Origin of the sequence: Nonomuraea sp. NPDC048901, assembly GCF_040649695.1 — a bacterium.
Lineage (GTDB): Bacteria > Actinomycetota > Actinomycetes > Streptosporangiales > Streptosporangiaceae > Nonomuraea.
Genome location: NZ_JBEZFW010000004.1, coordinates 785,669 through 807,293, shown reverse-complemented (window position 1 = coordinate 807,293; position 21,625 = coordinate 785,669). Strand labels below are relative to the sequence as shown.

Annotated in this window: 24 protein-coding genes and 1 tRNA gene; 11 read left to right on the top strand and 14 right to left on the bottom strand. The window is 67.7% G+C overall.

The window, feature by feature from the left end; genetic code table 11:
- The first annotated feature begins 396 nt into the window (after positions 1 to 396).
- From AB0C30_RS17635 to AB0C30_RS17620, 4 genes are all read left to right on the top strand, one after another.
- The gene (locus AB0C30_RS17635) at positions 397 to 801 is read left to right on the top strand and encodes a hypothetical protein (RefSeq protein WP_357944555.1); all 405 of its coding nucleotides are present in this window, start codon (positions 397 to 399) and stop codon (positions 799 to 801) included.
- 381 nt (positions 802 to 1,182) lie between these two features.
- Entirely contained in the window at positions 1,183 to 2,010 is an 828-nt protein-coding gene (locus AB0C30_RS17630; RefSeq protein WP_357944623.1) for a putative protein N(5)-glutamine methyltransferase, read from the top strand.
- 146 nt (positions 2,011 to 2,156) lie between these two features.
- Positions 2,157 to 2,282: a hypothetical protein gene (locus AB0C30_RS17625; RefSeq protein ID WP_357944552.1), complete on the top strand. Its 126-nt coding sequence runs from the start codon at positions 2,157 to 2,159 to the stop codon at positions 2,280 to 2,282.
- Positions 2,283 to 2,287: 5 nt separating this feature from the next.
- Complete coding sequence (locus AB0C30_RS17620) at positions 2,288 to 2,509, top strand: hypothetical protein (protein ID WP_357944550.1); 222 nt, start codon at positions 2,288 to 2,290, stop codon at positions 2,507 to 2,509.
- A gap of 3 nt (positions 2,510 to 2,512) precedes the next feature.
- Here the strand turns inward: AB0C30_RS17620 and AB0C30_RS17615 are convergent, their stop codons facing one another.
- The 3 genes from AB0C30_RS17615 to AB0C30_RS17605 all read right to left on the bottom strand — a co-directional run bounded on the left by AB0C30_RS17615 (position 2,513) and on the right by AB0C30_RS17605 (position 6,200).
- Complete coding sequence (locus AB0C30_RS17615; protein WP_357944547.1) at positions 2,513 to 3,181, bottom strand: response regulator; 669 nt, start codon at positions 3,179 to 3,181, stop codon at positions 2,513 to 2,515.
- Positions 3,178 to 5,670: a DUF4118 domain-containing protein gene (locus AB0C30_RS17610; RefSeq protein WP_357944545.1), complete on the bottom strand. Its 2,493-nt coding sequence runs from the start codon at positions 5,668 to 5,670 to the stop codon at positions 3,178 to 3,180. Before AB0C30_RS17610 ends, AB0C30_RS17615 begins: the two co-directional genes overlap by 4 nt.
- A gap of 62 nt (positions 5,671 to 5,732) precedes the next feature.
- On the bottom strand, positions 5,733 to 6,200 hold the full coding sequence (locus tag AB0C30_RS17605) for a group II truncated hemoglobin (protein ID WP_357944542.1): 468 nt from the start codon (positions 6,198 to 6,200) through the stop codon (positions 5,733 to 5,735).
- Positions 6,201 to 6,337: 137 nt separating this feature from the next.
- Here AB0C30_RS17605 and AB0C30_RS17600 point away from each other — a divergent pair, with 137 nt between their 5' ends.
- Positions 6,338 to 6,535 carry a hypothetical protein gene (locus tag AB0C30_RS17600; protein WP_357944539.1) on the top strand — a complete coding sequence of 66 codons (198 nt, stop codon included), beginning with the start codon at positions 6,338 to 6,340 and terminating at the stop codon, positions 6,533 to 6,535.
- A 34-nt stretch (positions 6,536 to 6,569) separates the two neighbouring features.
- Entirely contained in the window at positions 6,570 to 6,953 is a 384-nt protein-coding gene (locus AB0C30_RS17595) for a cellulose binding domain-containing protein (RefSeq protein WP_357944537.1), read from the top strand.
- 10 nt (positions 6,954 to 6,963) lie between these two features.
- On the opposite strand, the gene AB0C30_RS17590 is transcribed toward AB0C30_RS17595, so the two are convergent.
- Both AB0C30_RS17590 and AB0C30_RS17585 read right to left on the bottom strand, forming a co-directional pair.
- A complete protein-coding gene (locus tag AB0C30_RS17590) occupies positions 6,964 to 7,611 on the bottom strand; it encodes a class I SAM-dependent methyltransferase (RefSeq protein ID WP_357944534.1) in 648 nt (215 codons plus the stop codon).
- Between the two features lie 40 nt (positions 7,612 to 7,651).
- Positions 7,652 to 7,852, bottom strand: a complete 201-nt coding sequence (locus tag AB0C30_RS17585; protein WP_357944531.1) for a hypothetical protein — start codon at positions 7,850 to 7,852, stop codon at positions 7,652 to 7,654.
- Positions 7,853 to 8,106: 254 nt separating this feature from the next.
- Between AB0C30_RS17585 and AB0C30_RS17580 the strand changes: the two genes are divergently transcribed.
- The 3 genes from AB0C30_RS17580 (at position 8,107) to AB0C30_RS17570 (ending at position 10,781) form a co-directional block, all read left to right on the top strand.
- Positions 8,107 to 8,682, top strand: a complete 576-nt coding sequence (locus tag AB0C30_RS17580) for an XRE family transcriptional regulator (RefSeq protein ID WP_357944528.1) — start codon at positions 8,107 to 8,109, stop codon at positions 8,680 to 8,682.
- A gap of 68 nt (positions 8,683 to 8,750) precedes the next feature.
- Positions 8,751 to 10,166 (top strand): FAD-binding oxidoreductase, encoded by a 1,416-nt coding sequence (locus tag AB0C30_RS17575; RefSeq protein WP_357944526.1) that lies wholly within the window; start codon positions 8,751 to 8,753, stop codon positions 10,164 to 10,166.
- A 138-nt stretch (positions 10,167 to 10,304) separates the two neighbouring features.
- Positions 10,305 to 10,781: a hypothetical protein gene (locus tag AB0C30_RS17570; RefSeq protein WP_357944523.1), complete on the top strand. Its 477-nt coding sequence runs from the start codon at positions 10,305 to 10,307 to the stop codon at positions 10,779 to 10,781.
- An 11-nt stretch (positions 10,782 to 10,792) separates the two neighbouring features.
- Here AB0C30_RS17570 and AB0C30_RS17565 read toward each other — a convergent pair whose 3' ends face one another.
- The 9 genes from AB0C30_RS17565 to AB0C30_RS17525 all read right to left on the bottom strand — a co-directional run bounded on the left by AB0C30_RS17565 (position 10,793) and on the right by AB0C30_RS17525 (position 19,702).
- Complete coding sequence (locus tag AB0C30_RS17565; protein WP_357944521.1) at positions 10,793 to 11,488, bottom strand: hypothetical protein; 696 nt, start codon at positions 11,486 to 11,488, stop codon at positions 10,793 to 10,795.
- A 381-nt stretch (positions 11,489 to 11,869) separates the two neighbouring features.
- Positions 11,870 to 12,415 carry a hypothetical protein gene (locus tag AB0C30_RS17560; RefSeq protein ID WP_357944518.1) on the bottom strand — a complete coding sequence of 182 codons (546 nt, stop codon included), beginning with the start codon at positions 12,413 to 12,415 and terminating at the stop codon, positions 11,870 to 11,872.
- 150 nt (positions 12,416 to 12,565) lie between these two features.
- On the bottom strand, positions 12,566 to 13,021 hold the full coding sequence (locus AB0C30_RS17555; RefSeq protein WP_357944515.1) for a hypothetical protein: 456 nt from the start codon (positions 13,019 to 13,021) through the stop codon (positions 12,566 to 12,568).
- A gap of 300 nt (positions 13,022 to 13,321) precedes the next feature.
- Entirely contained in the window at positions 13,322 to 13,558 is a 237-nt protein-coding gene (locus AB0C30_RS17550) for a hypothetical protein (protein ID WP_357944513.1), read from the bottom strand.
- A gap of 343 nt (positions 13,559 to 13,901) precedes the next feature.
- A tRNA-Met gene (locus AB0C30_RS17545) sits at positions 13,902 to 13,978 on the bottom strand.
- Between the two features lie 54 nt (positions 13,979 to 14,032).
- On the bottom strand, positions 14,033 to 16,996 hold the full coding sequence (locus AB0C30_RS17540; protein ID WP_357944510.1) for a UPF0182 family protein: 2,964 nt from the start codon (positions 16,994 to 16,996) through the stop codon (positions 14,033 to 14,035).
- Between the two features lie 132 nt (positions 16,997 to 17,128).
- Positions 17,129 to 18,175, bottom strand: a complete 1,047-nt coding sequence (locus tag AB0C30_RS17535) for a PDZ domain-containing protein (protein ID WP_357944507.1) — start codon at positions 18,173 to 18,175, stop codon at positions 17,129 to 17,131.
- A 10-nt stretch (positions 18,176 to 18,185) separates the two neighbouring features.
- Positions 18,186 to 18,611, bottom strand: coding sequence for a molybdenum cofactor biosynthesis protein MoaE (locus tag AB0C30_RS17530; RefSeq protein WP_357944505.1), 426 nt, complete (start codon positions 18,609 to 18,611; stop codon positions 18,186 to 18,188).
- Between the two features lie 17 nt (positions 18,612 to 18,628).
- Positions 18,629 to 19,702 (bottom strand): NAD-dependent epimerase/dehydratase family protein, encoded by a 1,074-nt coding sequence (locus AB0C30_RS17525; protein WP_357944621.1) that lies wholly within the window; start codon positions 19,700 to 19,702, stop codon positions 18,629 to 18,631.
- A 79-nt stretch (positions 19,703 to 19,781) separates the two neighbouring features.
- On the opposite strand from AB0C30_RS17525, the gene AB0C30_RS17520 reads away from it, so the two are divergent.
- A complete protein-coding gene (locus tag AB0C30_RS17520; RefSeq protein WP_357944503.1) occupies positions 19,782 to 21,035 on the top strand; it encodes a zinc-dependent metalloprotease in 1,254 nt (417 codons plus the stop codon).
- Positions 21,032 to 21,592, top strand: coding sequence for an NUDIX domain-containing protein (locus tag AB0C30_RS17515; RefSeq protein WP_357944500.1), 561 nt, complete (start codon positions 21,032 to 21,034; stop codon positions 21,590 to 21,592). The genes AB0C30_RS17520 and AB0C30_RS17515 overlap by 4 nt, the downstream gene beginning before the upstream one ends.
- Positions 21,593 to 21,625: the final 33 nt, after the last annotated feature.

Here is a 21,625-nt window from a genome sequence, read left to right as displayed (position 1 = left end):
CCGGCCCGGTGTCAAATTGACCCGACCCGCTCCGACCTGCTGGAATAAAGACCGCCCCGTTTCTGGGACAACCCCTCTAACTTACCAGACCATCCGGACAGATGCGAATCAACCGGACGAACCAGGAAGAAGTGGGATGTGCCGGGCACTGCCTCGGTTCCATGAACCCTTGGCCGCCCTGCCTGAGCAACTCTAGCAGCCGTCCACGCCTGCTTCGTGCCGTACAGGTAATCATGAGGTCCTTCCCTGCCCTCCAGATGCTCAAACCCGTCGAGTCGCCGACCGGATCCACGGAGGGAGGGTGACATGGCGGAGACAAGCCGAAAGCAAGTCATCCGCAATCGGTGGCGTGTACGAAGTATGTACGAGCAATCTGCGCCCTCGGAGGTGTCCGCAATGACCCGCTCGGAGTTCGATGACATCCGCGCCTTCCTTGCCGACGATGCGACTCATGCTGGAGACCTCCTCCGAGTCGCCCGGACACTGATCGACGACCTCGAGCATGCGCGCATGCGTGAGGCCGTCCTGCGGACGTACTACTTGCGCCTGCTCACCGCCGCCCGGGCGACGGTGGCCGCCGAGACGGTGGGCGCACCCGATCCCCTGGCCTTCATCAAGCACGAGCTCGCCGAACGCGGTCAGCTTCCCGAGGATGGGGAGGCCGTGCAGCGCATCCTGTCCGACGCGCGTACGGCGGCCGCCTTGCTGACCTGTCTGGAACAGCAGCAGCCGGCTCAGGTCCGGCCGAGGGGCATGCGACTGCGCCGCTGTGTCGGCACCGCTCGCACGCTCCCCCGCTGAGCAGCGACTCCGCAATGCCGCTTGGCCGCTGAGCCGCCGGGCCGCCGGGCAGGTTCGCGGAACCCCCAGGACCCTGACCGATCCCATGGACCCCATGGGTCCGACAGGGACCTGAAGGACCCCAAGGCCCGACAGACCTGGCGGACCTGACGGATCCCGACAGACCTGGCGAAGCACGGACGGCTCTCGGAACCCAGACGAAGAGGCCGCTCGCGTGCCGAACAGGACGTCCGGTAATGTTGCCGTCCCCAGCGATGGACCCGATCGAGGAGGTGAGACCCATTAACGCTGCAGCAGGCTGGGTGCTCCCGCCTCATGATCGTGCGGTCCACCTGACATAGGTGACCGAGGGAGCGCTCATTGGCTTTCCGAAAGGCGCTCATGTCGGTTTTTCCGTCACCTGTCCCCCCGTCCGCCATCATCACCAGGCTCCGGGCCGCCGGCTGTGTCTTCGCCGAGGACGAGGCGGAGTTGCTCATCTCGACGGCGAGGACGCCGGACGAGCTCACCACCATGGTCGACCAGCGGGTCGCCGGGCTGCCTCTCGAGCATGTTCTCGGGTGGGCGGAGTTCTGCGGGCTGCGGATCGTGGTGGATCCCGAGGTGTTCGTGCCGCGCCGCCGTACCGAGTTTCTCATCGACCAGGCCGAGGCCGCCGCAGCGAGCGGTCCCTCCCCCACCGTCATCCTCGATCTGTGCTGTGGCACGGGCGCGATGGGCGCGGCATTGGCCGCGGCCCTCAGCAAAGAAGCGGCCCCTGACAAGAGAGGGGTCGAGTTGCACGCCGCGGACCTGCACCCCGCCGCCGTACGGTGCGCGCGCCGCAACCTGGCCCCCATCGGCGGTCAGGTGTACGAGGGGGACCTCTACGAGCCGTTGCCCACCACGCTGCGCGGTCGCGTCGACATCCTGATCGCCAGCCCTCCCTATGTGCCCACCGAGGCGATCCGGTTGCTGCCCTCGGAGGCCCGCGTCCACGAGCCGCTGGTGGCGCTCGACGGTGGCGCCGACGGGCTCGACGTCGTGCGGCGGGTGATCGCGGAGGCGCCGGCGTGGCTGGCGCCGGGTGGTCATCTCCTGGTCGAGACGAGCGAGCGCCAAGCGTCGCGGACGGCCGAGGACATGGCCGCCGCCGGGCTGACCCCGCGCGTGGCCGGCTCCGAGGACCGGTACGCCACCGTCGTCATCGGCACTAGACCTACCAAATAGTCACCACGCGCACGCTGCCCAGGTGACCAGAAGACGACCGCTCACTTACCCAGACTTGGCCGATCGGCTGCGAGACTGCGCATATGTGGCAGCGATGGTTCAACTGGGCAGCAATCGCCCTAGTCGGCGGTTTCAGCCTCATATGGATGGGTGTCGTCATTTACGTTGAAGACACCCCAGTCCTCTGGATGCGCGTCGCCCAACTGGTCTTCGGTGCCGCGCTGGCCGCTTGGGCCGTACGCAAGACAACCCTGATGATCACCAAGGCGTGAGTCTCATGAGCGATCAACTCTACGAAATCAGTCATGACATGGGGGATGACGTACAGCTCTCCGCCACCGCCATGTACCTGGACAGACTCCCGCAACGGCACCGGATCCTCGAGATCGATGACGAGGCCGCGCGGAGCATCTCCAGATGGGTGAACGAGGAGGACGACCGTGAGTCCGACGCCTTCGCCGATCCGCTGGAGGACTCCTTCTTCTTCGAGCAGGAGTAGGGACTACGGCTGGAAGCGATAGCCCATTCCGGGCTCTGTCAGCAGGTGCACGGGATGTCCCGGGTCGCGTTCCAGCTTGCGGCGCAGTTGCGCCATGTACTGCCGCAGATAGTGGGTCTCCTTCACGTACGAACTCCCCCACACCTCGTTGAGCAACTGCCGCTGGCTGATCAACTTGCCGGGATTCCTGGCCAGCAGCTCCAGGAAGTGCCACTCCGTGGGCGTGAGGCGTACCCCGCCCGAGACCGTCTTCGTGGCGAAATCGATCACGTGCTCCCCCACCCGGACCGTCGCGGGCTCGTCGGCGGCCGTTCCGGTGCGGCGCGTCACCGCGCGGATCCGCGCGAGCAATTCGTCGATCCCGAACGGCTTGGTCACGTAGTCGTCGGCCCCCGCGTCGAGGGCGTCCACCTTGTCGGGGCTGCCCGTCCGGCCCGAGAGCACGATGATCGGCACGCTCGTCCAGCCGCGCAGCCCCTGGATGACGTCCACCCCGTCGAGGTCCGGCAGTCCTAGGTCCAGAATGACCAGGTCAGGATGCCAGTCGGCGGCCTGGCGCAGGGCGGCGGTGCCGTCCGGCGCGACGGCTACCTCGTAGTGCCTGGCCACCAGGTTGATGCGCAACGCCCGCAGGATCTGCGGTTCGTCGTCCACCACCAGCACGCGAGTCAAGAAGCCCTCCGCAACGAGACGGTCATGGTCAAGCCTCCTCCGGGCGTCTCCTCCGGGGTGAGCGTGCCGCCCATGGCCTCCGTCAGTCCCCGGGACAGCGCCAACCCGAGCCCCAGCCCCACGCCCTGCCGATCGCCCAACCGCTGGAACGGCAGGAACACCCGCTCCTGCGCCTCCGGCGGAATCCCGGGTCCCCGGTCGATGACGCGGATCTCGACATGCTCGCCGTACGCGCTCGCGGAGATCACCACCTGGCCACCGGGCGGGCTGAAGCGGACGGCGTTGGACATCAGGTTCACCAGCACCCGCTCCAGCAGCGCCGCGTCGGCCATGAACTCCGGTACCTCGCCGGTGAACCCGTCATGGACGCGCGAGCGCAGCGGTCCGAGCTCGGCGATCGCCTGGGGGACGACGTCCTCGACGGCCAGCGGTTCCAGCGTGACGCCGAGCACGCCCGCCTGCAGGCGGCTCATGTCGAGGAGGTTCGACACCAGCCGGTCGAGTTTGATGAGCGACTCACCGGCCGTGGCCAGCAGTTCTTCGCGGTCCTCGGGAGTCCAGTCGACCTCTGTGCCGCGCAGGCCGTCGACCGCGGCCCTGGCCGCCGCGAGCGGGTTGCGCAGGTCGTGGCTGACGGCCGCGAGCAGGGCGGTACGCATCCTGTCGGCCTCGGCCAGCGGCCTGGCCCGGTCGGCCTCCGCACGCAGGCGTTCCTGCCGCAGGGCCACCGCCGACTCCGCCGCGAACGCCTCGAGCACCTGCCGGTCGGCCGCGTCGAGCAGCCTCCCCCGTACGGCGAGCACCAGGTCGTCGTCGATGGGCACGTCGGTGTCGGCGTGGCCCGGCGAGGTGGACGGCGGCCCCCCGGCCGTGGCCGCGACATGCCATGAGTCGCCGTCGCGCTCCAGCAGCGTGACGGACTCCAGGCCGTACACCTCCTTGAGCCTGGCCAGCAGGGACGGCAGCGCCGCGTCGCCACGCAGGACGTGGCCGGCCAGCGTGGACAGCACCTCGGCGTCGGCGCGTGAGCGGGCGGCCTCCCTGCTGCGGCGGGCCGCCTGGTCGACGACCGTGCTGACCATCGCGGCGACCAGCACGAAGGTGGACAGCGCGAACAGGTTCTCCGGCGCTGAGATCGTCAGCGTGTGGAGGGGCGGCGTGAAGAACCAGTTCAGCAGTGCGAAGCCGAGCACCGCCGCCGTCAGCGCCGGCCACCTGCCGCCCACCAGCGCGACGGCGACCACCAGCAGCAGGAAGAGCAGGATCTCGCTCGGCAGCGTGAGCCGCTCGGCGAACGTCAGCATGACGGCTGTGAGCAGCGGCACCGCGAGCAGCGCCAGCGCCCAGCCGGCGATCCGCCGGTCCCGGTTCAGCGCGGCCGGCGAGCGGGCGGGACCGCGTACGCTCCGAACCGCCTCGTGCGGCACCAGGTGGACGTCGATCGAGCCGGACAAGGCGGTCGCCGTGACGCCCACGCCGCGCGAAAGGATCTGCGCGAACCGGCCCCGCCTGGACGCGCCGAGCACGAGCTGCGTCGCGTTCGCGCCGCGGGCGAACTCCAGCAGCGCGCGCGGGACGTCGTCGCCCACGACCTGGTGATAGGTGCCGCCCAGGCTCTCGACGAGCGCGCGACGGCGTACGAGCGTCGCCGGCTCGCCGTCGGACGCCGGACTGTCGGGCCTGGTCACGTGTACGGCCAGCAGGTCGACGCTCTTGGACCTGGCGGCGATCCTGGCGGCCCGCCTGATCAGCGTGTCGCCCTCGGGGCCCCCGGTGAGCGCGACGACGACTCGTTCGCGGGCCTCCCAGGTGCCCGCTATGCCATGGTCCGCCCGATAGCGGATGAGCTGGTCGTCCACCTTGCCGGCGACCCAGAGCAGGGCCAGCTCGCGCAGCGCGGTGAGGTTGCCGACGCGGAAGTAGTTGGACAGGGCCGCGTCGACCTTGTCGGGGGCGTAGACGTTGCCGTGCGCCATCCGGCGGCGCAGCGCCTCAGGGGACATGTCGACGAGCTCGATGCGTTCGGCCCGGCGTACCACCTCGTCGGGGACGGTCTCGCGCTGCGGGACGCCGGTGATCTGGCGTACCACGTCGTTGAGCGATTCGAGGTGCTGGATGTTGACGGTGGAGACGACGTCGATGCCCGCGTCGAGGATCTCGTCGACGTCCTGCCAGCGTTTGGCGTTCTTCGAACCCGGGACGTTGGTGTGGGCCAGTTCGTCGATCAGCGCGGCCTTCGGCGCGCGTTCGATGACGGCGGCCACGTCGAGTTCGGTGAACGTGGCGCCTCGGTGGACGAGCGTTTTGCGGGGGATCGTCTCCAGCCCGTCGAGCAGGGCGGCCGTACGGGCGCGATCGTGGGTCTCGACGAAGCCGACGACCACGTCGCGGCCGCGTTCCCTGGCGCGGGCCGCCTCGGCGAGCATCGCGAACGTCTTGCCCACGCCGGGGGCCGCGCCGAGGTAGATGCGCAGCCGCCCGCGTGTCATGCCTCGCTCCCCGGTGGTAAGTCTGTGACCTCCAGGCTACGACCAGGGACGCGACGGCCTGTCTACGGCTGGTACGGCGGAGCGACGCCCCAGCCCCAGTGGGGCACCGGAGCCTTGGCCGGAGGCTTCGCGCCGGGCTGGGAGTTGTGCACCGCCAGCCGGGTGCCCCACTCGATGTAGCCGGCGAAGGCGGCCCTGAACTCGGGGTCGTCGGGCAGCCCGACCTCGTCGGCGGCGTCCATGAGCAGGTTGACCCACCTGCGCCGCTGCGGCTCGGTGATGGCCTTGCCGAGGTGCTGGGAGAGCATGTGGGGGTAGCCGCCGCGCTCCTTGGTGTAGCGGTCGGGGCCGCCGAACACCTCACCGAGCCACATCGCCACGTATCGGGGATGGCCGGGGTCCATGTGCGCGAACAGCGGCCCGATCAGCTCGTCCTTCTTGACGTGCTGGTAGAACACCTCGGTGAGCCGCTCCAGCGCCTCCACCCCGCCCGCCCACTCGTAGAGGCTCGGCACTGCTTCGTTCTCCATGTAATCATGTAAGCATCAGGTGGATCAGGTGGTCAATGCCCGGCGATGGCCCTGAAAGTTACCCGCCGTTCCGGGCAAACGCCGCAGGTCGCGGGACCTCCAGAGCCGGTCGCCTTCCCGCCGCCGCCATCAGGATCATGCCACTCGGCGACTCGATCACCAACTCACCCGGCTGCTGGCGGGCCCTGCTGTGGAACAGGCTGCAGAGCACCGGCTACACCGACATCGACTTCGTCGGCACGCTGCCGCCGCAGGGCTGCTCGGTGGCACACGATGGCGACAACGAGGGCCATGGGGGCCCGCGACGATCCTCAGCGCGTTCACCACGCTGGTGAACCAGATGCGGGCGAGCAATCCCGCGACCAGAAGATGTCCGACCGCTGGTACCCGGCGCTGGCGAACTTCCTGACCCCAGGGGGAAGCACCCCCACCCCGACCCCGACCCCGGTAGGTGGTTGCACGGCGACGTTCAAGAACGTCGGGCAGTGGACGGGCGGCTTCCAGGGTGAGGTCACGGTCAAGAACACCGGGGCCGCGACGACGAACGCCTGGACGGTCCGCTGGACGTTCGCCAACGGTCAGCAGATCACCCAGATCTGGGGCGGCACTCTCAGCGCGAGCGGGGCCGCCGTGAGCGTGCGGAACGTGGCCTGGAACGGCACCCCGGCCGCCGGAGCCTCGGCCACCTTCGGCTTCCTGGCCTCCTGGAACGGCACCAACACCGCGCCCGTCCCCACGTGCTCTCCCACCTGAGCACGCGCCTTCAGCGAGCGGAGGCCCTGATGGCCAGGATGCTAGGGATGGGCTGCTCGCCCGGTTCGTACACCCGCTCGATGGCGAGCCCGGCGTCGATGAAGGCGTTGATCAGATCCGGCAGCGGCACCTGACTCATCCCGACCCGCTCCCTGATCCCGCCCTGGCGCCACCAGGACCCGCGCTGATGCCAGCCTTTGAGGTGATACGTGGGATGGATGATCAGCGCGCCGTCCTCGCGGTTCTCGATGTGCGGGCCGTTGAAGCACGGGTGCACCCCGTAGAACAGCAGCAATCCGCCGGGGCGGAGCACCCGGGCCGCCTCCACGAGCAGTCCGGGGAAGTCGCCGATGTCCGTGGACACCCAGAGCATGGTGACGGTGCCGAACACCCCTGAGGCGAACGGCAGGCCCGTCCCGTCACCCTGGAGCAGCGGCGCGAGGTCCCGGCGGCGGGCAAGGCGCAACTGGTCGCGTGATCGGTCGAGCCCCACGACGGTCCTGCCGGTGGATCGGATCGCGTCGAGGTAGCGCCCGGTGCCACAGCCCAGGTCCAGGCACGTCCCGTCGCCTGGGCCCAGGAGTTCGGTCACGTCCGCGAGGTTCGGGACGATGAGGTCGTCGTACCACTCGGCCAGGCCGTCATAGCGTGCCGTCATGATCCATTGATACCTCGAAATATGCCTGAACGGCGGGCTATTAGCCGCGCGGCTGCCGCAGCCCGCGTATTCCGAGGAAGGCGACAACAGCGCCGACGATGAGGACGATGGGGCCGATGATGGCCCAGAGAGTAACGCCGCTCATCACGCTGCCGCCGACGACGCCCAGCCCTTGAAGCGTCCACAGGGCGCCCATCAGGACCAGGAGAACGCCGAGGACTAGGAAGATCCAGGCTTTCACGGCATTTCTCGTTTCTGTCGTGGAGGGGGAAGGCAGCGAAACTGTCGGCTTTATACCGGTCATTATGCTGCGCGAAGATCCTCGCCGCGAGCGGCCTCGGCAAGGTCGTACAGACCCCCCGTGTTGATCTCTCGCCCGACCGGGCCAGTGACCGATTCGTTATCTAACGCCCCCTTGTTGGGTCTTCGCATGCTATGTACGGTCCCTTCATTGCCACTTAACAACTTGTTCAGTCAAGTCGATCAAGAGGTTCGATGACGGAGTCGGAGACCGAATACTTAGGTGTACGTATCCGGGCCTACCGGAACATGCGTCAGATGACCGTTCGTGGACTCGCCGCCGAGGCCAAGGCGAGCGCCAGCTTCATCAGCCAGTTGGAGCGGGGGCAGACCAGCGCGAGCATCGGGATGCTGCGGCGGATCGCCGGGGCTCTCGGGATCACGGTGGCCGACCTGTTCAACGAGCAGGACGAGGTCGGACACCGGGTGCTACGCCGCGCCGAACGCCCGGAACTCCCCACCAAACCCGGCACCCGCAAGTACCTGATCTCCCAGCGCCCCCTGCAGAACCTGGAGGTGTACGCCGGAGAACTCGACCCGGGCTCCTCCACCGGGGACGAGCCGTACACCCACGGCGACTCCCAGGAGATCTTCCTCATCGTGCGCGGCCAGGTGACTCTCTGGCTCGGCCCCACCGACGCGGCCACCCCGCACGTCCTGGCGGCCGGCGACAGCGTGGAGTACCGCACGTCGGTGCCTCACCGCGTGGTCAATGACGGCGACGAGACAGCCGAGGTCCTCTGGACGATCAGTCCGCCCACACCCGCGTGACCAACCCTGTCGCGGTGACGAGGTCACGCTCACCTGGCCGACGAAAGTGATGTGGAGGCAGTGCTCACGTGAAAGGCATCCCGCTGACCGAGGACTTCGCCAACGGCGGCGTCTCCTTCTGGTACCGGCAGATCGGCGTGCCGGACCGCCGGGCGGCGCTGCCCGGGTCCCGCTCGTACGACGTGGTGATCGTCGGCGGTGGCTACACGGGCCTGTGGACCGCGTACTACCTCAAGAAGGCCCAGCCCGACCTGCGGATCGCGATCCTGGAACGGGAGTTCGCCGGATTCGGCGCGTCCGGGCGCAACGGCGGCTGGCTGTCGGCGGAGTTCGCCGGCTCGCGCAAGCGGTACGCCAAGGCCCGGGGCCGCCAGGCGATGATCGACCTGCAGCACGCCATGTTCCGGTCGGTCGACGAGGTCATCGAGGTGACCCGCCAGGAGGGCATCGAGGCCGACATCCACAAGGGCGGCCTGGTGCACGTCGCGACCAACCCCGCCCAGCGCCGCCGCCTGCGCGAGGAGCTGTCCTCGCTGCGTACCTGGGGGTACGGCGAAGACGACCTCAGGGTGATGTCCCGGGACGAGCAGCAGGAACGCCTGCAGGTGGCGGGGACTCTGGAGGCCACGTACTCGCCGCACTGCGCCCGCATCCAGCCCGCCAAGCTGGCCGTCGGACTCGCCTCGACGGTCGCCGCGCTGGGCGTGGACATCTTCGAGAACACCACGGTGACCGAGATCCGCCCTCGCCAGGGCGGTGTGGCGTCGGCGGTGACCTCGCGCGGCGTCGTCTCGGCCGAGTACGTCATCCGCGCCACCGAGGGGTTCACCGCCAGCCTCGCCGGGCAGCACCGGCAGTGGCTGCCGATGAACAGCTCCATGATCGTCACCGAGCCGCTGCCCGCCGAGGTGTGGAAGCACATCGGCTGGTCGGGCAACGAGTTGCTCGGCGACGAGGCGCACGCCTACATCTACGCCCAACGCACCGCGGACGACCGGATCGCGATCGGCGGGCGCGGCGTGCCGTACCGGTACGGATCGCGCACCGATTCCCGAGGCGCCACGCAGGCGCAGACCGTGGCGCTGCTGTGGCGGATGCTGGTCAAGCTGTTCCCCGCCGCGGCCGACGCCCGCGTCCAGCACTCGTGGTGCGGCGTGCTCGGCGTGCCGCGCGACTGGTGCTCCACGGTGCACCTCGACCACACGACCGGCCTCGGCTGGGCGGGCGGTTACGTGGGCAGCGGCGTCACCACCACGAACCTGGCCGGCCGTACGCTGCGCGACCTGGTGCTGCGCCGCGACACCGAGCTGACGGCACTGCCCTGGGTGGGCCGCCAGGTCAGGCAGTGGGAGCCGGAGCCGCTGCGATGGACGGGCGTGCAGCTCATCTACGCGCTCTTCAGGGCGGCGGACCGGCACGAGAACGACCGCGGCACCACGACCTCGGCCTACGCCCGCATCGCCAACCTCATCTCAGGCCGCTGACCTACGTCAGAACGACTCTTGCCCCGGCTCTCCCACCTGGCGTACGCCCCGTCGGTCTCCCTGCCCGCCGCCGGTTGTCTCGTCGCGCTCCGCGGGGCCACAGTGGCAGGCGCCGAGCACCTTCCCGAAGGGCCCGTCATGAGCGACACGCCTTCCACCGATGATCGCAAACGGAGCGATTCGTTCCCCGATTCCATCGGTGCGTTCCTCGCCCTTTACGTGATTCTCACGCTGATGTGGGCGACCGGCTCATGGCTGGCCAAGAAGTACGACTGGGCCGACCACGGCGGCTTCCAAGCACCGCTCGGTCATCTCGTGGCCACCTTCGTGGGTGGCGCGATGAGCACTTTCACGCAGTTCTCCCTACCCGTGCTCCTGTGGCGATTAGGGCGGTCGATCCCCCGCCGTGCATACAGCCGCCTGAGCACCGGACTCCTACTCTGCGGACTCGCCACCTTGAGCTTCATGCTCTGGGTGCCCCACGGCGGCGGCCCCGTCCAGACCTGGCCTCAGTGGCTCTTGATCGGGGTTTCGGTCGGTTCGACGTTTTGCGGTCTGGCAGGTCTCGGACACTGTGCATTCCTTGCCCGTAAGACGCGCGAGGCAGGCGATTAACCCTCCGCACGCTAGCGGCCATGCATATACGCGACGACGCTTGAGATGATCAGCAGAACAAGGGCGACTATTTGCACGATCGTCAGCCATTGCGGCAGCGAGTCCCACCTGATCGCCATGACCAGCAATACCGCCGAAGGGCCGATCACCAACATCGCCCCCGTGGAGTCCGCGAATTCATCGAGCAGAAGAACGCCAACACCACCGATGAGCACAGCGGCAATCGTCAGGACGACAGCGAGCACGGTGGCGATGGCGCCCCAGGCGATGCCATCACCCAGACCGGAAATGGAGTTCCACGCCGGCCCTGATATCCACGGCCACAGAAGCCATATGACGCACGCCACGACGATGAACGGCGCAAGAGTGCGAAGAATCCGAATCAACCACGTGATGACCTTCACGGGGCCGAGCATCGTCGCGATGCCTATAGCGGATACGAGGGCGATGAACCACCAAGGCGCTTGTGCTCTTATCTGAAGCAGTATGTTCCAGACGGCCCCAACCCACTCGCCTATCCCACTGGGATGAGGATGCTCCGGATCTTCGGTGAGAAACCATACGTCGCCGACATCGAAGCTGATGATCTGCATGGTGTCGGCGACGATTCCGAGCAGGCCGACGACGCCCAGTGTTGCCAGGAAGCGCCACCACCGAGGGACGTTGCCGTTGGGGGGTATGCGATCATCATCGGCTATATCGGTCACAATGCGCCTGTCTTCGGGGGATTGGCGACAGAGCACTCCAAAGCGGTGCACATCATGCGAACTCGCGAGGAGTGGTTTCCGCGGGAGGCTCGCGTCTTCGCGTTCATATCCCTTCGTAATGGCAGCACAGCGGAGAGTGATCCTATCCTGCCCCGTCCATGGCCTCTGCCGTCAAGGGGCACCGCGTCGCGATGGGCAGGAAGTGCGATGTCGCCACACGATCCGCCAGCGGGCGCAGACGATCCTGTATGGAGGTTGTCCGAGCCCGGTTATCCGGAAGTCGCGCTAGTACGGGAAAGCGAAAAGGCCCTTCAGGATCAGATCCAGAAGGGCCTCTTGCCTGGTAGCGGGGGCAGGAATTGAACCGGCGGCCTGACATGGTCAGAGTCGCTCACGCAGCCGCACGTACTCACGGCCGGCCTCGGTGATCGCGACGTACCGCTTGAGGTCGAACTCCTCGTAGGTGTGCCCGTAGTCCTGCGGAATCGCGTTCAGCCCTCGCGGGTCGACCGGCTCGACGAACCCCATGGCGTCGAGCCGTTCGAGCTCCATCTGCAGCTTTCTGTCCTGCCGGAATTGCGCGGGCACGGGCCCCTCCGCCGCGAGCCGCCGCAGATGACCCCACTCATACTTGGTCACCAGCCCACTCAACGCCACCTGCAGCGCCCGCAGCTCGGACTCCAGCACGCGCTGCTTGGCCTCGGCCCTGTCCAGCCTGGCGCTGACGCCGCCCGCTCCGATCGAGAGATCGGTGATGGAGTACGACGAGGCCGTGAGGCAGACCCCGACCAGCAGCCCGGCTGCCAGCACCAGCTCGTGCACTTCGAGCCGCTGCGCCATCAGGCCGAACGGGATCGCCGCGAGATAGGCCAGGTAGGCGATCGTCAGCAGCACCGCGAGGCCCGCACTGATGCGCCGGATCATCATGCCTCGAGTGTGCGCCCCTTGGCCTGCCGGTGGAAGAAGGGTTGGCCACCGTGACACACGAGGAACAACGGTGATGGCTCAGTGCCCTGGACGGACCTTCCTGGAATCCGCCTGCCTGGCGATGGGCGTGCGGTTGGGAGTGCTGACCACTCAGGACGCTGCCCAGAAGTACCAGCCCTGGTCATCGAAGCAGGGATGGGTCTGTGTCCCGCCTGCCTGCACACCGTTCCTCCAGTATTCGCAAATTCCCTGAGTGGAATAGGGGCCGTACCAGTGACCCGCCGTTTCCTTGGCCTGTGCGGGACTGACGGAGATCAGCAGAGCCGAGAGGCCGCCGATCGCGGCAATGGCAATTCTTCCGGTCACGTTTCGCTTCATTTCTCCGCTTCCTTCCAGTCGTTTCATCGTCATACGGCCGGCTACGTCAAGCGCGGAACCGGTATAGGCGACCACTATTTGCCCAGCAGAGAAGCGACCGCCCATTCGGTTCCACGCGATTGAAGCCAGACGTATTTCTGGAGGTGCCGACAATTTCGGCACCCATGTTGCGTCATTCACGCTAATGTTCAAGAAGGCTTGGCGCCAGGTAACCAGCAGGACATTCATAGGGCATTTCGCCGCTGACAGGAGCAGTTCGTGAGAGCTCGTGTCGGCGTGCGGGGGTTCAGTGCAGAGCCCGAACGGGGTCTGTCACTGATCTTGGGACGTGGAACGATCCGGTAGTTGATCGTGTGCGGGGTCTGTTCCGGGATGCGTTGAGGAGTTGCTCCCGCATTGGGCGGGGATTGTGGTCGAGGTCGTGGAGCAGGTCGCGGGGTTGGCGAGCGTGCATGCCCGATGCTGAGCCGATGAGGGAGTGTGCCCGCATTGCGGTGTGGCGTCGGGCCGGGTGCATGACCGGTACGTTCAGCGGCTGGCCGACGCCGCGCCGAGCGGGATCAAGGCCGTGCCGGCGGTGATGATACGGCGTTTCAAGTGCATGAACACCGGGTGTGCGGCGGCGACGTTCGCCGAGCAGGTCGAGGGCCTGACCAGTCCGTACGTCCGATTCACGCCGCTGCAACGCAGGGTGTTGACGTCTGTGGCGGTGAGCATGGCCTCGGCCGGGCTCCCGGTTGGCGGCTGACTGGAGGTGCCGGTCACCAAGGGCACCCTGTTGCGACTGGTCCGATCGCATCCCGAGCCGCCGGTCGGTGCGGTGTGGGTGGTGGCGGTGGACAACGTCGCCCTGCACCACCGAAGCGGTGTTCGCGGGGTTTTGCGCGCTTCAGGCGTGCCTGTGGAAGGCGTCCGGAGCGAAGCGGAGGCTCTTCAGGGGTCGCGGCTCCGGCGCGACTGGAAGCAGCGCCTGAGCTCCGAGAGCACCAAGCGCACCAGACGAAGCCCTTGTGCACCGCCCCAAGTAACACAGCCCGAGCGAAGCGAGGCCCATTGTGACTCGATGCGAAAAGGCCCTCCAGGATTATCCCGGAGGGCCTTTTCGACTTGGTAGCGGGGGCAGGATTTGAACCTGCGACCTCTGGGTTATGAGCCCAGCGAGCTACCGAACTGCTCCACCCCGCGTCGGTGTGTGTCTAAAGACTATAGGCGGCACGGGGTGGACGCAAATCGAAGAGGCTACGTACCGCCTGTCGGCGTGGGGGTTGCGGTGGGCGTCGGGGTGGCGGAGGTCGACGGTGACACCGTGGGTGACGCCGACGGAGAAGCCGTAGGTGACGGCGTCGGGGTGGTGGCGGTGGACGGCAGAGCGCCCAGCCCCTCCAACGCCTTCAGCGCGTCTTGCAGTCGCTTCTGGGCCTTGCCGTACTCGTCCCAGTTGGGCGGGCTTGACTGCAGGGCCTTCTGGGCGTCGTTGTAGGCGCTCTGCGCGCTGTCGATCGCCGACTTCAGAGCAGTGGTGTTCTGGTTGGGTTTGGCCTGCTCGTTGTTGGGCGTCGTCTGCTGCTGCTCTCCGCCGAAGACCTGTTTCAGCGCGTCATCGAGGGTGCGGGCGACACCGATCTTGCTGCCGAACGACACCAGTACGCGCTGCAGGATCGGATACGGCTCCTGACCCCCACCCGCGGCAACCTGAATGTACACCGGCTCGATGTACACCAACCCCCCGGCATAGGGCAGAGTCAGCAGATTTCCGTATCTGACCGACGAGGCACCCACGCCCAGCAGGTTGAGTTCGCCGGCGAATCGGCTCTGGAAGGCGTTCTGTGCCTGTCCGGGGCCCGGAATGGGGGTATTGGATGGCATGCGCAGGATGCGCAGCTTGCCGTAGTCAGGGCCGGCCACCGAGTCGACCGCCATGAAGGCCGCCAGGTTGGGCCCCGATTTCGGGACGAACGTCGTCGTCAGCGAGAACGTCGGCGCCGGGTTCTGGTCGGGCATCGTGGTGGTCACGTAGTAGGGCGGCTGCTTGGTGTTGGTGTCGCCCTGTGACGGGTCGCTCGGGACGTTCCAGAAGTCCTGGCCGCTGTAGAAGGCGGCGGGGGTGGTGATGTGATAGCGCGACAGGATGTAGCGCTGCACCTTGAAGAGGTCTTCCGGGTAGCGGACGTGGGCCTTGAGGTCGGCGCTCATCTTCGCTTCCGGCTGGATGATGCCGGGGAAGGCCTTGCTCCAGGTCTTGAGCACCGGGTCCTTGTCGTCCCAGGCGTACAGCGTGACCGTGCCGTCGTAGGCGTCGACCGTGGCCTTGACCGAGTTGCGGATGTAGTTGACCTTGTCCTGCGGCTGCTGGGCGACCACGCGGCGGTCGGTGTTGCGGTCGCGGGTCATGTCGCCCAGGCTCTCGCTCTGCGCGTAGGGGTATTCGTTGGAGGTCGTGTAACCGTCGATGATCCAGGTGATCCGCCCGTCGACGATCGACGGGTAGGGGTTGCCGTCGAGGGTCAGGAACGGCGCGACCTTCTGGACTCGTTCGCGCGGGTTGCGCACGTAAAGGATCTTGGAGTTGTCGTTGACGTCACCCGAGAGCAGGATGTTCTTCTCGCCGTACTTGGCCGCGTAGACCAGCCGGTTGAGGAACGAGCCGACCGGGACACCGCTCTTGCCGGTGTAGGTGGTGTTCTTCTGCTCGGTGCCGCCCGTTTCCGGGTAGTCGAGCTCCTGCGGGTTGTTCGGGTTGCCGCCCGCGATGACGTATTCGCCGGACGCCGGGCTCTCACCGAAGTAGACCCGCGGCTCCTTCAGCTTGGTCGAGTTGACCAGCGGGCCGACGACCGGCATGTCCTTGGCGTCGTAGTCGGGCAGGCCACCGGGGTCGGTGACCTCGTTGCCGGGCGCCGCCACGATGCCGTAACCGTGGGTGTAGACGAGGGCGTTGTTGATCCAGTTGTTCTGGCCCTCGGGTGCTCCGAGCAGCTCGCGTACGCCGACGACGTGGTCGACCTGCTTGCCGCTGGCATCGGGATAGCGGTCGACGTCGAGCTGGGCGGAGAAGCCGTAGAAACCGCGGATGCGCTGGGTCTGCTCATAGGTCGCGGAGACCAGCGCGGGGTCGAGCAGCCGGACGCCGGACACAGAGGCGTCGCCGCCGGTCTGGACCTTGGTCGGGTCGGCCTCCGCCGTGTAGGGCAGGATCTCCGTCTTGTCGACGTTGTACGACGCCCGCGTGGCGTCGATGTTGCGCTGGATGTAAGCCGACTCCTTGAGCTGCTGGTTGGGCTTGACCTGGAACTGCTCGACCAGCGCCGGGTAGACGCCGCCGATCAGGATGGCCGAGAGCACGAGCAGGCCGAAGGAGACACCGGGCAGCATGCCACCGGGGCGTATGACTCCAGCGAAGAACAGAGCGGCGCAGATCAGCGCGATGATGGCCAGGATGGTCTTGGCCGGGAGCACCGCGTTGACGTCGGTGTAGGAGGCGCCGTGGACGAAGCCGCGGTCGGAGAAGACGAGCCCGAAGCGGTCGATCCAGTAGGCGACGGCCTTGAGCAGCACGAACACACCGAGCAGCACCGACAGGTGGGCACGCGCCGCGCGGGAGGCGTGCACGCCGGGTGACTGCAGCCGGAAGCCGCCGTAGAGGTAGTGCGTGATCCCCGCCAGGATGATCGAGATGATCACGGCGGTGAACAGGAAGTTGAGGATCATCCGGATGAACGGATAGTCGAACATGAAGAACGACACGTCCATCCCGAACAGGGGATCCTTCGTGCCGAAGGGCACCCCGTTGATGAACTGCAGCCAGGTCGTCCACTCCCCGGCGAACGACGAGCCCGCGAAGAGCGCGAGCAGGCCCATGCCGACGATGAAGATCAGCTTGCGGTGGGGGTCGAGCGCCATCCGATAGCGGTCGGCGCCGCTGCCGCCACCGAACATGGCCGGGCCGAACATCGGCCGCATCCGGAAGGCCAGCAGCATGTTGCCGCCGGCGATGCCGACCATGAGCACCGCTCCGACCAGGAACAGCACGATCTCCGTCAGGAGCACGCCGGAGAAGACAGAGGTGTAGTCGACTCCAGGGTCGACCGTGTCGAACCACAAATAATCGGTATAAATACCGGAAAATAGGAAAAATAGCGCCACAATCGCCACGAGCGCGATCGCAACTGGAAGAAGCAGTCGCGGTCGGCGGGGCAAACGCATTGCCCTGCCGCCGGCTCCTGGGGTCCGGAAGCTCAAGGCCAACCCCTCGTCGTGATGAACAAACGGTCCGTGTCTGGCAACCTACACCGCTGTGCCAGCCGTACGGCTAACGGATGGCATTCGCCAGAAGTTTCATCCAGCAGCGCAAGCGGGCACATCGCCCTTGCCGGTGCGCAGTGCCTCAAGCGCGCCCACCGCGGCGTGCAGCGTCTCGGCCTTCACCAGGCGGAGCCCGTCGGGGACGGCCTTCATGGCCTCGGCGCAGTTGTCCGGCGGGGTGAGGAACACGGTCGCGCCGGACTTGCGGGCGCCGACCATCTTCTGGGCGATGCCGCCGATGGGTCCGACCTCGCCTGACGCCTGGATGGTGCCGGTGCCGGCGATGTCCTTACCGCCGGTGATCTCGCCGGGGGTCAGCTTGTCGAGGATGCCGAGCGAGAACATCAGCCCAGCGCTCGGCCCGCCGACATCACCCACGTTGATGTCGACCTTGAACGGAAACTTGTAACTCTCCTGCATGATCACGCCCACGACGGCCTGGCCATCATTGTCCGCCACGGTAGGCACGCTGACCTGGCTCTTGTCCTTGCCCCTCGTGACGGTGAAAGCCACGGCGTCGCCGGGCTTGTGCGCCTTCACGGCGTCGCTGACGGTCTTGACGTTCACCACCGGCTTGCCGTCGACCTCGCTGATCTCGTCGCCCTGCTTCAGCTTGCCGTCGGCCGGCTTGCCCTTCTGCGTGGACGCGACCGAGACCTTCATGCCGAAGGGGATCTTGAGCTCGGTCAGCGCGGCCGCGGTGGCGAAGTCCTGGGAGTTGGTCATCTCGACCGTGTTCTCCTCCTCGACCTCCTTGGGCGAGCGGGACTTGGGGAAGATGGTCTCCTCGGGGACGACCGCGACCGTCGGATCCACCCAGCCGCGCAACGCGGTCAGCAGATCGATCCTGCTGCTCGGCCCACCCTGGTAAGCCACCGTGACCAGGCGTAGCGCGCCCTTCGTGGGAAAGGTCTGATGCCCGCTGATCGTGATCACGGGCTTCTTGTCGACCTCCCCGATGGTGTTCTCGGTCGGCCCAGGACTCAGTACGACGTACGGCACGGGCAGGAAAGCCCCTGCGACACCGAGCGCTAGCACGAGGAAACCCGCAACCAGCAGGGTCAAGGCGCGTCGCGACATGAAGACGAGCTTATTGGCAGGCGCCGACCCACTCGGCCGACCCGTCGGCGAAGATTTGGTGTTTCCAGATCGGAACCTGGGACTTGAGGTCGTCGATCAGCCTGCGTGACGCCTCGAAAGCCTCGCCCCGGTGGGGGCAGGCGACCGCGACGATCACGGCGACGTCGCCGAGCTTCAGATCGCCGACCCGGTGCACGGCCGCCAGGGCGGTGACCGGGAAGTCGGCGGCCACCTTCTCCGCCACCTGCCGCAGCGAGTCGAGGGCCGAGGGGTGCGCCGAGTAGGAGAGCCCGGTCACGGGCTTGCCATGGTCCTGCTCGCGTACGGTGCCGACGAAGAGTGTGGTGCCCCCTGCCGCGTGGTCCCCCACAGCGGCCAGCACCTCGTCCACCGAGAGCGAGGTCTCGCGAATCCCGAGCAACCGGATGACGTCCACGAACAGAGCCTACATAGTCACAGGCGGCGCTTCTTGCGCACCTGACGGACGATGGCGGCGGTGCCGATGACCGCCACCGTGGCGCCCGCGGCGGTGAGCGTGGCCTCCTTGACCGGCAGACGCCTGCCGACCACGGTCGTCCTGTTCTCGCGCAGCTCCAGGAGCTGCTCGAACACGGTCTCGTTGGTCCAGGCGGGCTTCCAGCCGGCCTCACGCAGCGCCGTGCAGTCGACGACCCACGGATAGACGACGTAGTGCAGGTCCGTCGCGGGGGCCGGGGTGATGCCCAGCCGGTGCAGGCGCTGCGCCGTTCCGAAGGTGAGGCCGGCCGGCAGCTCGAAGCGCCGCAATCCGGACAGCTCCTCGACCTGCTCCTGCTCCAGCCAGCCGTCAGAGCCGACGGCGGCCACGCCCGTCACCACCCCGCGCGCGGCCAGCTCCAGCGCCGTGATCAGGTCGTCGACGTGGCAGAACTGCCAGCGCGGCGAGCAACCCTTGACGGTGAGCAGCCTCGGCGACTCGAAGTGGCGGGTGATGACCGTGTCGATGCCGGGGCCGACCACGGCCGCGGGCCTCAGCACCGTCACCTCCAGGCCGGGGTGGCTGCGCGACGATCTGCGTACGAGCGCCTCGATCTCCAGATAGTCGCCCACGACCCCCGTGTCGGGTTCGGCCGCGACCGGGGACTCCTCGGGCAGGGGCACGTCGTTCTCGGGCGCGGCGCCGTACACCATCGCGCTCGTGACCAGCACGACGCGCCGGACGCGCGCGGCGGCGCTGGCGGTGAGCACCGTTTGCGCAGCTCGCAGATTGTACGCGCGCCGCTCGGCGGGATCGGAGTCGACGGCGTAGTCACCGGCCAGGTGGACCAGGACATCGATGTCGGAGATGCGGTTCGCCAAGAGCGGATCTCGTACGTCGATCACTCTCCACGTGGCTTCCTGGACGTCACCGCGTTCCTCGTCAATGGCCACCACCCTGCGGAAATCCGCGGAGGATACGAGCTTTGCGAGCAGCTCGCGGCCGATGCCCGAGGCGGCACCGGTGACGGCGACGACGGGGTGGCGCGGGCGTTTCGAGGTAGGCACCAGGTCCTCACTTTGCACTGATCCGCCGTAGGACGACTAACGTGGCGGATGTGGACTCCTCCATCCTGCACGAGGTAGAGCGGTGACTGACCTGCCAGGTCGCGAAAACGACCCCAACGAGAACCCGTTCGCCATGTTCGGCAACCCTGAGCAGATGGCTCAGGCGATGCGCCAGTTCGCCGACATGCTGTCGGCGCCCCAGGGCTCCGGCCCTGTCAACTGGGACATGGCCAAGAACATCGCCCGCCACGCCGTGGTCGCCGAGAGCGATCCGAGCGTCATGGAAGGCGAGCGCCGCCAGATCGTGGAGGCGCTGCGCCTGGCCGATCTGTGGCTCAACGAGGCGACGGCGCTGCCCAGCGGCGTGTCCAACCCGCAGGCGTGGAGCCGGTCCGAGTGGATCGAGAACACCGTCCCCGTCTGGCGCACGCTCTGCGAGCCGATCGCCGCGCGCATGGTCGAGACCATGGGCGGTGCGCTCGGCGGCGCGGGCCTGCCTCCGGAGGCCCAGCAGATGGCCGGGCCGCTGATGGGCATGCTCAAGCAGATGGGCGGCATGATGGTCGGCCAGCAGATCGGCCAGGCCCTCGGCTCGCTCGCCCGCGAGGTGATCGGCACCACCGACATCGGCCTGCCGCTGTCCGACACGGCCGCGCTGCTGCCCGGCGGCATCGCGTCGTTCAGCCAGGGCCTCGACAATCCCGCCGACGAGATCCGGCTTTATCTGGCGCTGCGTGAGGCCGCGCACCACCGGTTGTTCCAGCATGTGCCGTGGCTGCGGGCCAACCTGCTCGGCGCCGTCGAGGAATACGCCAGGGGCATAACGGTCGACACCTCGGCGCTCGAAGAGCAGATCCGCGGGCTCGACATCAACAACCCCGAGGCCATCCAGGAGGCGTTGAGCGGCGGCGCGCTGCTCAAGCCCGAGGAGACCGAGCGGCAGAAGGCCGCGCTGGCCCGCCTGGAGACGATGCTCGCCCTGGTCGAGGGCTGGGTGGCGACCGTGGTCGACGACGCCGCTGAGGGCAAGCTGCCCTCGGCCGTCGCCCTGGCCGAGACCGTACGCCGGCGCCGCGCGACTGGCGGTCCGGCCGAGCTGACCTTCGGCACGCTCGTCGGGCTGGAGCTGCGGCCCAGGCGGTTGCGCGAGGCGGCGGCGCTGTGGCGGGCGCTGAAGGAGGCGCGCGGCGTCGACGGACGCGACGCGCTGTGGGGTCACCCCGACCTGCTACCGCACGCCGAGGACCTCGACGACCCCGAGGCGTTCGTCCGCGGCGAGGCCGCCTGGGACATCTCCAAGCTGGAGGCCAAGCCCGACGAGGACGACCAGAGTTGAGCCTGCGCCAGGACGCGGTGGCCACGCTCTCCGACTGGACCGCGCCGTCGCCCGGCGAGGAGTCGCTGCGCGCCGAGTTCCTCGATCACCTGCGCACGCACGACGACGCGATGCTGCGCGAGTGCGTGCCGGGCCATCTCACGGCGACGACCGCGGTGCTGTCGCACGACGGCGCGCGGGTGCTGCTGACGCTGCACCCGAAGGCGGGCATGTGGCTGCCGATGGGCGGACATTGTGAGATCTCCGACACCTCCCTCGCGGGCGTCGCGTTGCGCGAGGCGGTGGAGGAGTCGGGCATTCCCGATCTGGAGCTGTTGCCCGGGCCGCTGGCCCTCGACAAACACCAGGTCTGGTGCCATCCCCCGCACAGCTGGCATCTCGACGTGGAGTACGCGGCCGTGGCCCCGGCGGGCGCCGAGGCGGTGATCAGCGAGGAGTCTCTCGACCTGCGCTGGTTTCCGATCGACGAGATCCCGGAGCTCTCCGACGAGGCGACCCGGCGGTTGGCCGCACGTGGCCGCGTGGCGCTGACGGCGGACTCACGCGCGCTTGGTTAGAGTCCGCGTGGGCCGTACCGTTCCGAGGGGGTT

Coding starts and splice junctions, on each gene's coding strand:
- AB0C30_RS17630 (WP_357944623.1), top strand. CDS start 1,183: ATGTCGGTTTTTCCGTCACCTGTCCCCCCGTCCGCCATCATCACCAGG.
- AB0C30_RS17580 (WP_357944528.1), top strand. CDS start 8,107: ATGACGGAGTCGGAGACCGAATACTTAGGTGTACGTATCCGGGCCTAC.
- AB0C30_RS17600 (WP_357944539.1), top strand. CDS start 6,338: ATGCCACTCGGCGACTCGATCACCAACTCACCCGGCTGCTGGCGGGCC.
- AB0C30_RS17635 (WP_357944555.1), top strand. CDS start 397: ATGACCCGCTCGGAGTTCGATGACATCCGCGCCTTCCTTGCCGACGAT.
- AB0C30_RS17590 (WP_357944534.1), bottom strand. CDS start 7,611: ATGACGGCACGCTATGACGGCCTGGCCGAGTGGTACGACGACCTCATC.
- AB0C30_RS17535 (WP_357944507.1), bottom strand. CDS start 18,175: ATGTCGCGACGCGCCTTGACCCTGCTGGTTGCGGGTTTCCTCGTGCTA.
- AB0C30_RS17625 (WP_357944552.1), top strand. CDS start 2,157: ATGGGTGTCGTCATTTACGTTGAAGACACCCCAGTCCTCTGGATGCGC.
- AB0C30_RS17620 (WP_357944550.1), top strand. CDS start 2,288: ATGAGCGATCAACTCTACGAAATCAGTCATGACATGGGGGATGACGTA.
- AB0C30_RS17540 (WP_357944510.1), bottom strand. CDS start 16,996: ATGCGTTTGCCCCGCCGACCGCGACTGCTTCTTCCAGTTGCGATCGCG.
- AB0C30_RS17595 (WP_357944537.1), top strand. CDS start 6,570: ATGTCCGACCGCTGGTACCCGGCGCTGGCGAACTTCCTGACCCCAGGG.
- AB0C30_RS17560 (WP_357944518.1), bottom strand. CDS start 12,415: ATGATGATCCGGCGCATCAGTGCGGGCCTCGCGGTGCTGCTGACGATC.
- AB0C30_RS17555 (WP_357944515.1), bottom strand. CDS start 13,021: ATGAATGTCCTGCTGGTTACCTGGCGCCAAGCCTTCTTGAACATTAGC.
- AB0C30_RS17570 (WP_357944523.1), top strand. CDS start 10,305: ATGAGCGACACGCCTTCCACCGATGATCGCAAACGGAGCGATTCGTTC.
- AB0C30_RS17605 (WP_357944542.1), bottom strand. CDS start 6,200: ATGGAGAACGAAGCAGTGCCGAGCCTCTACGAGTGGGCGGGCGGGGTG.
- AB0C30_RS17610 (WP_357944545.1), bottom strand. CDS start 5,670: ATGACACGCGGGCGGCTGCGCATCTACCTCGGCGCGGCCCCCGGCGTG.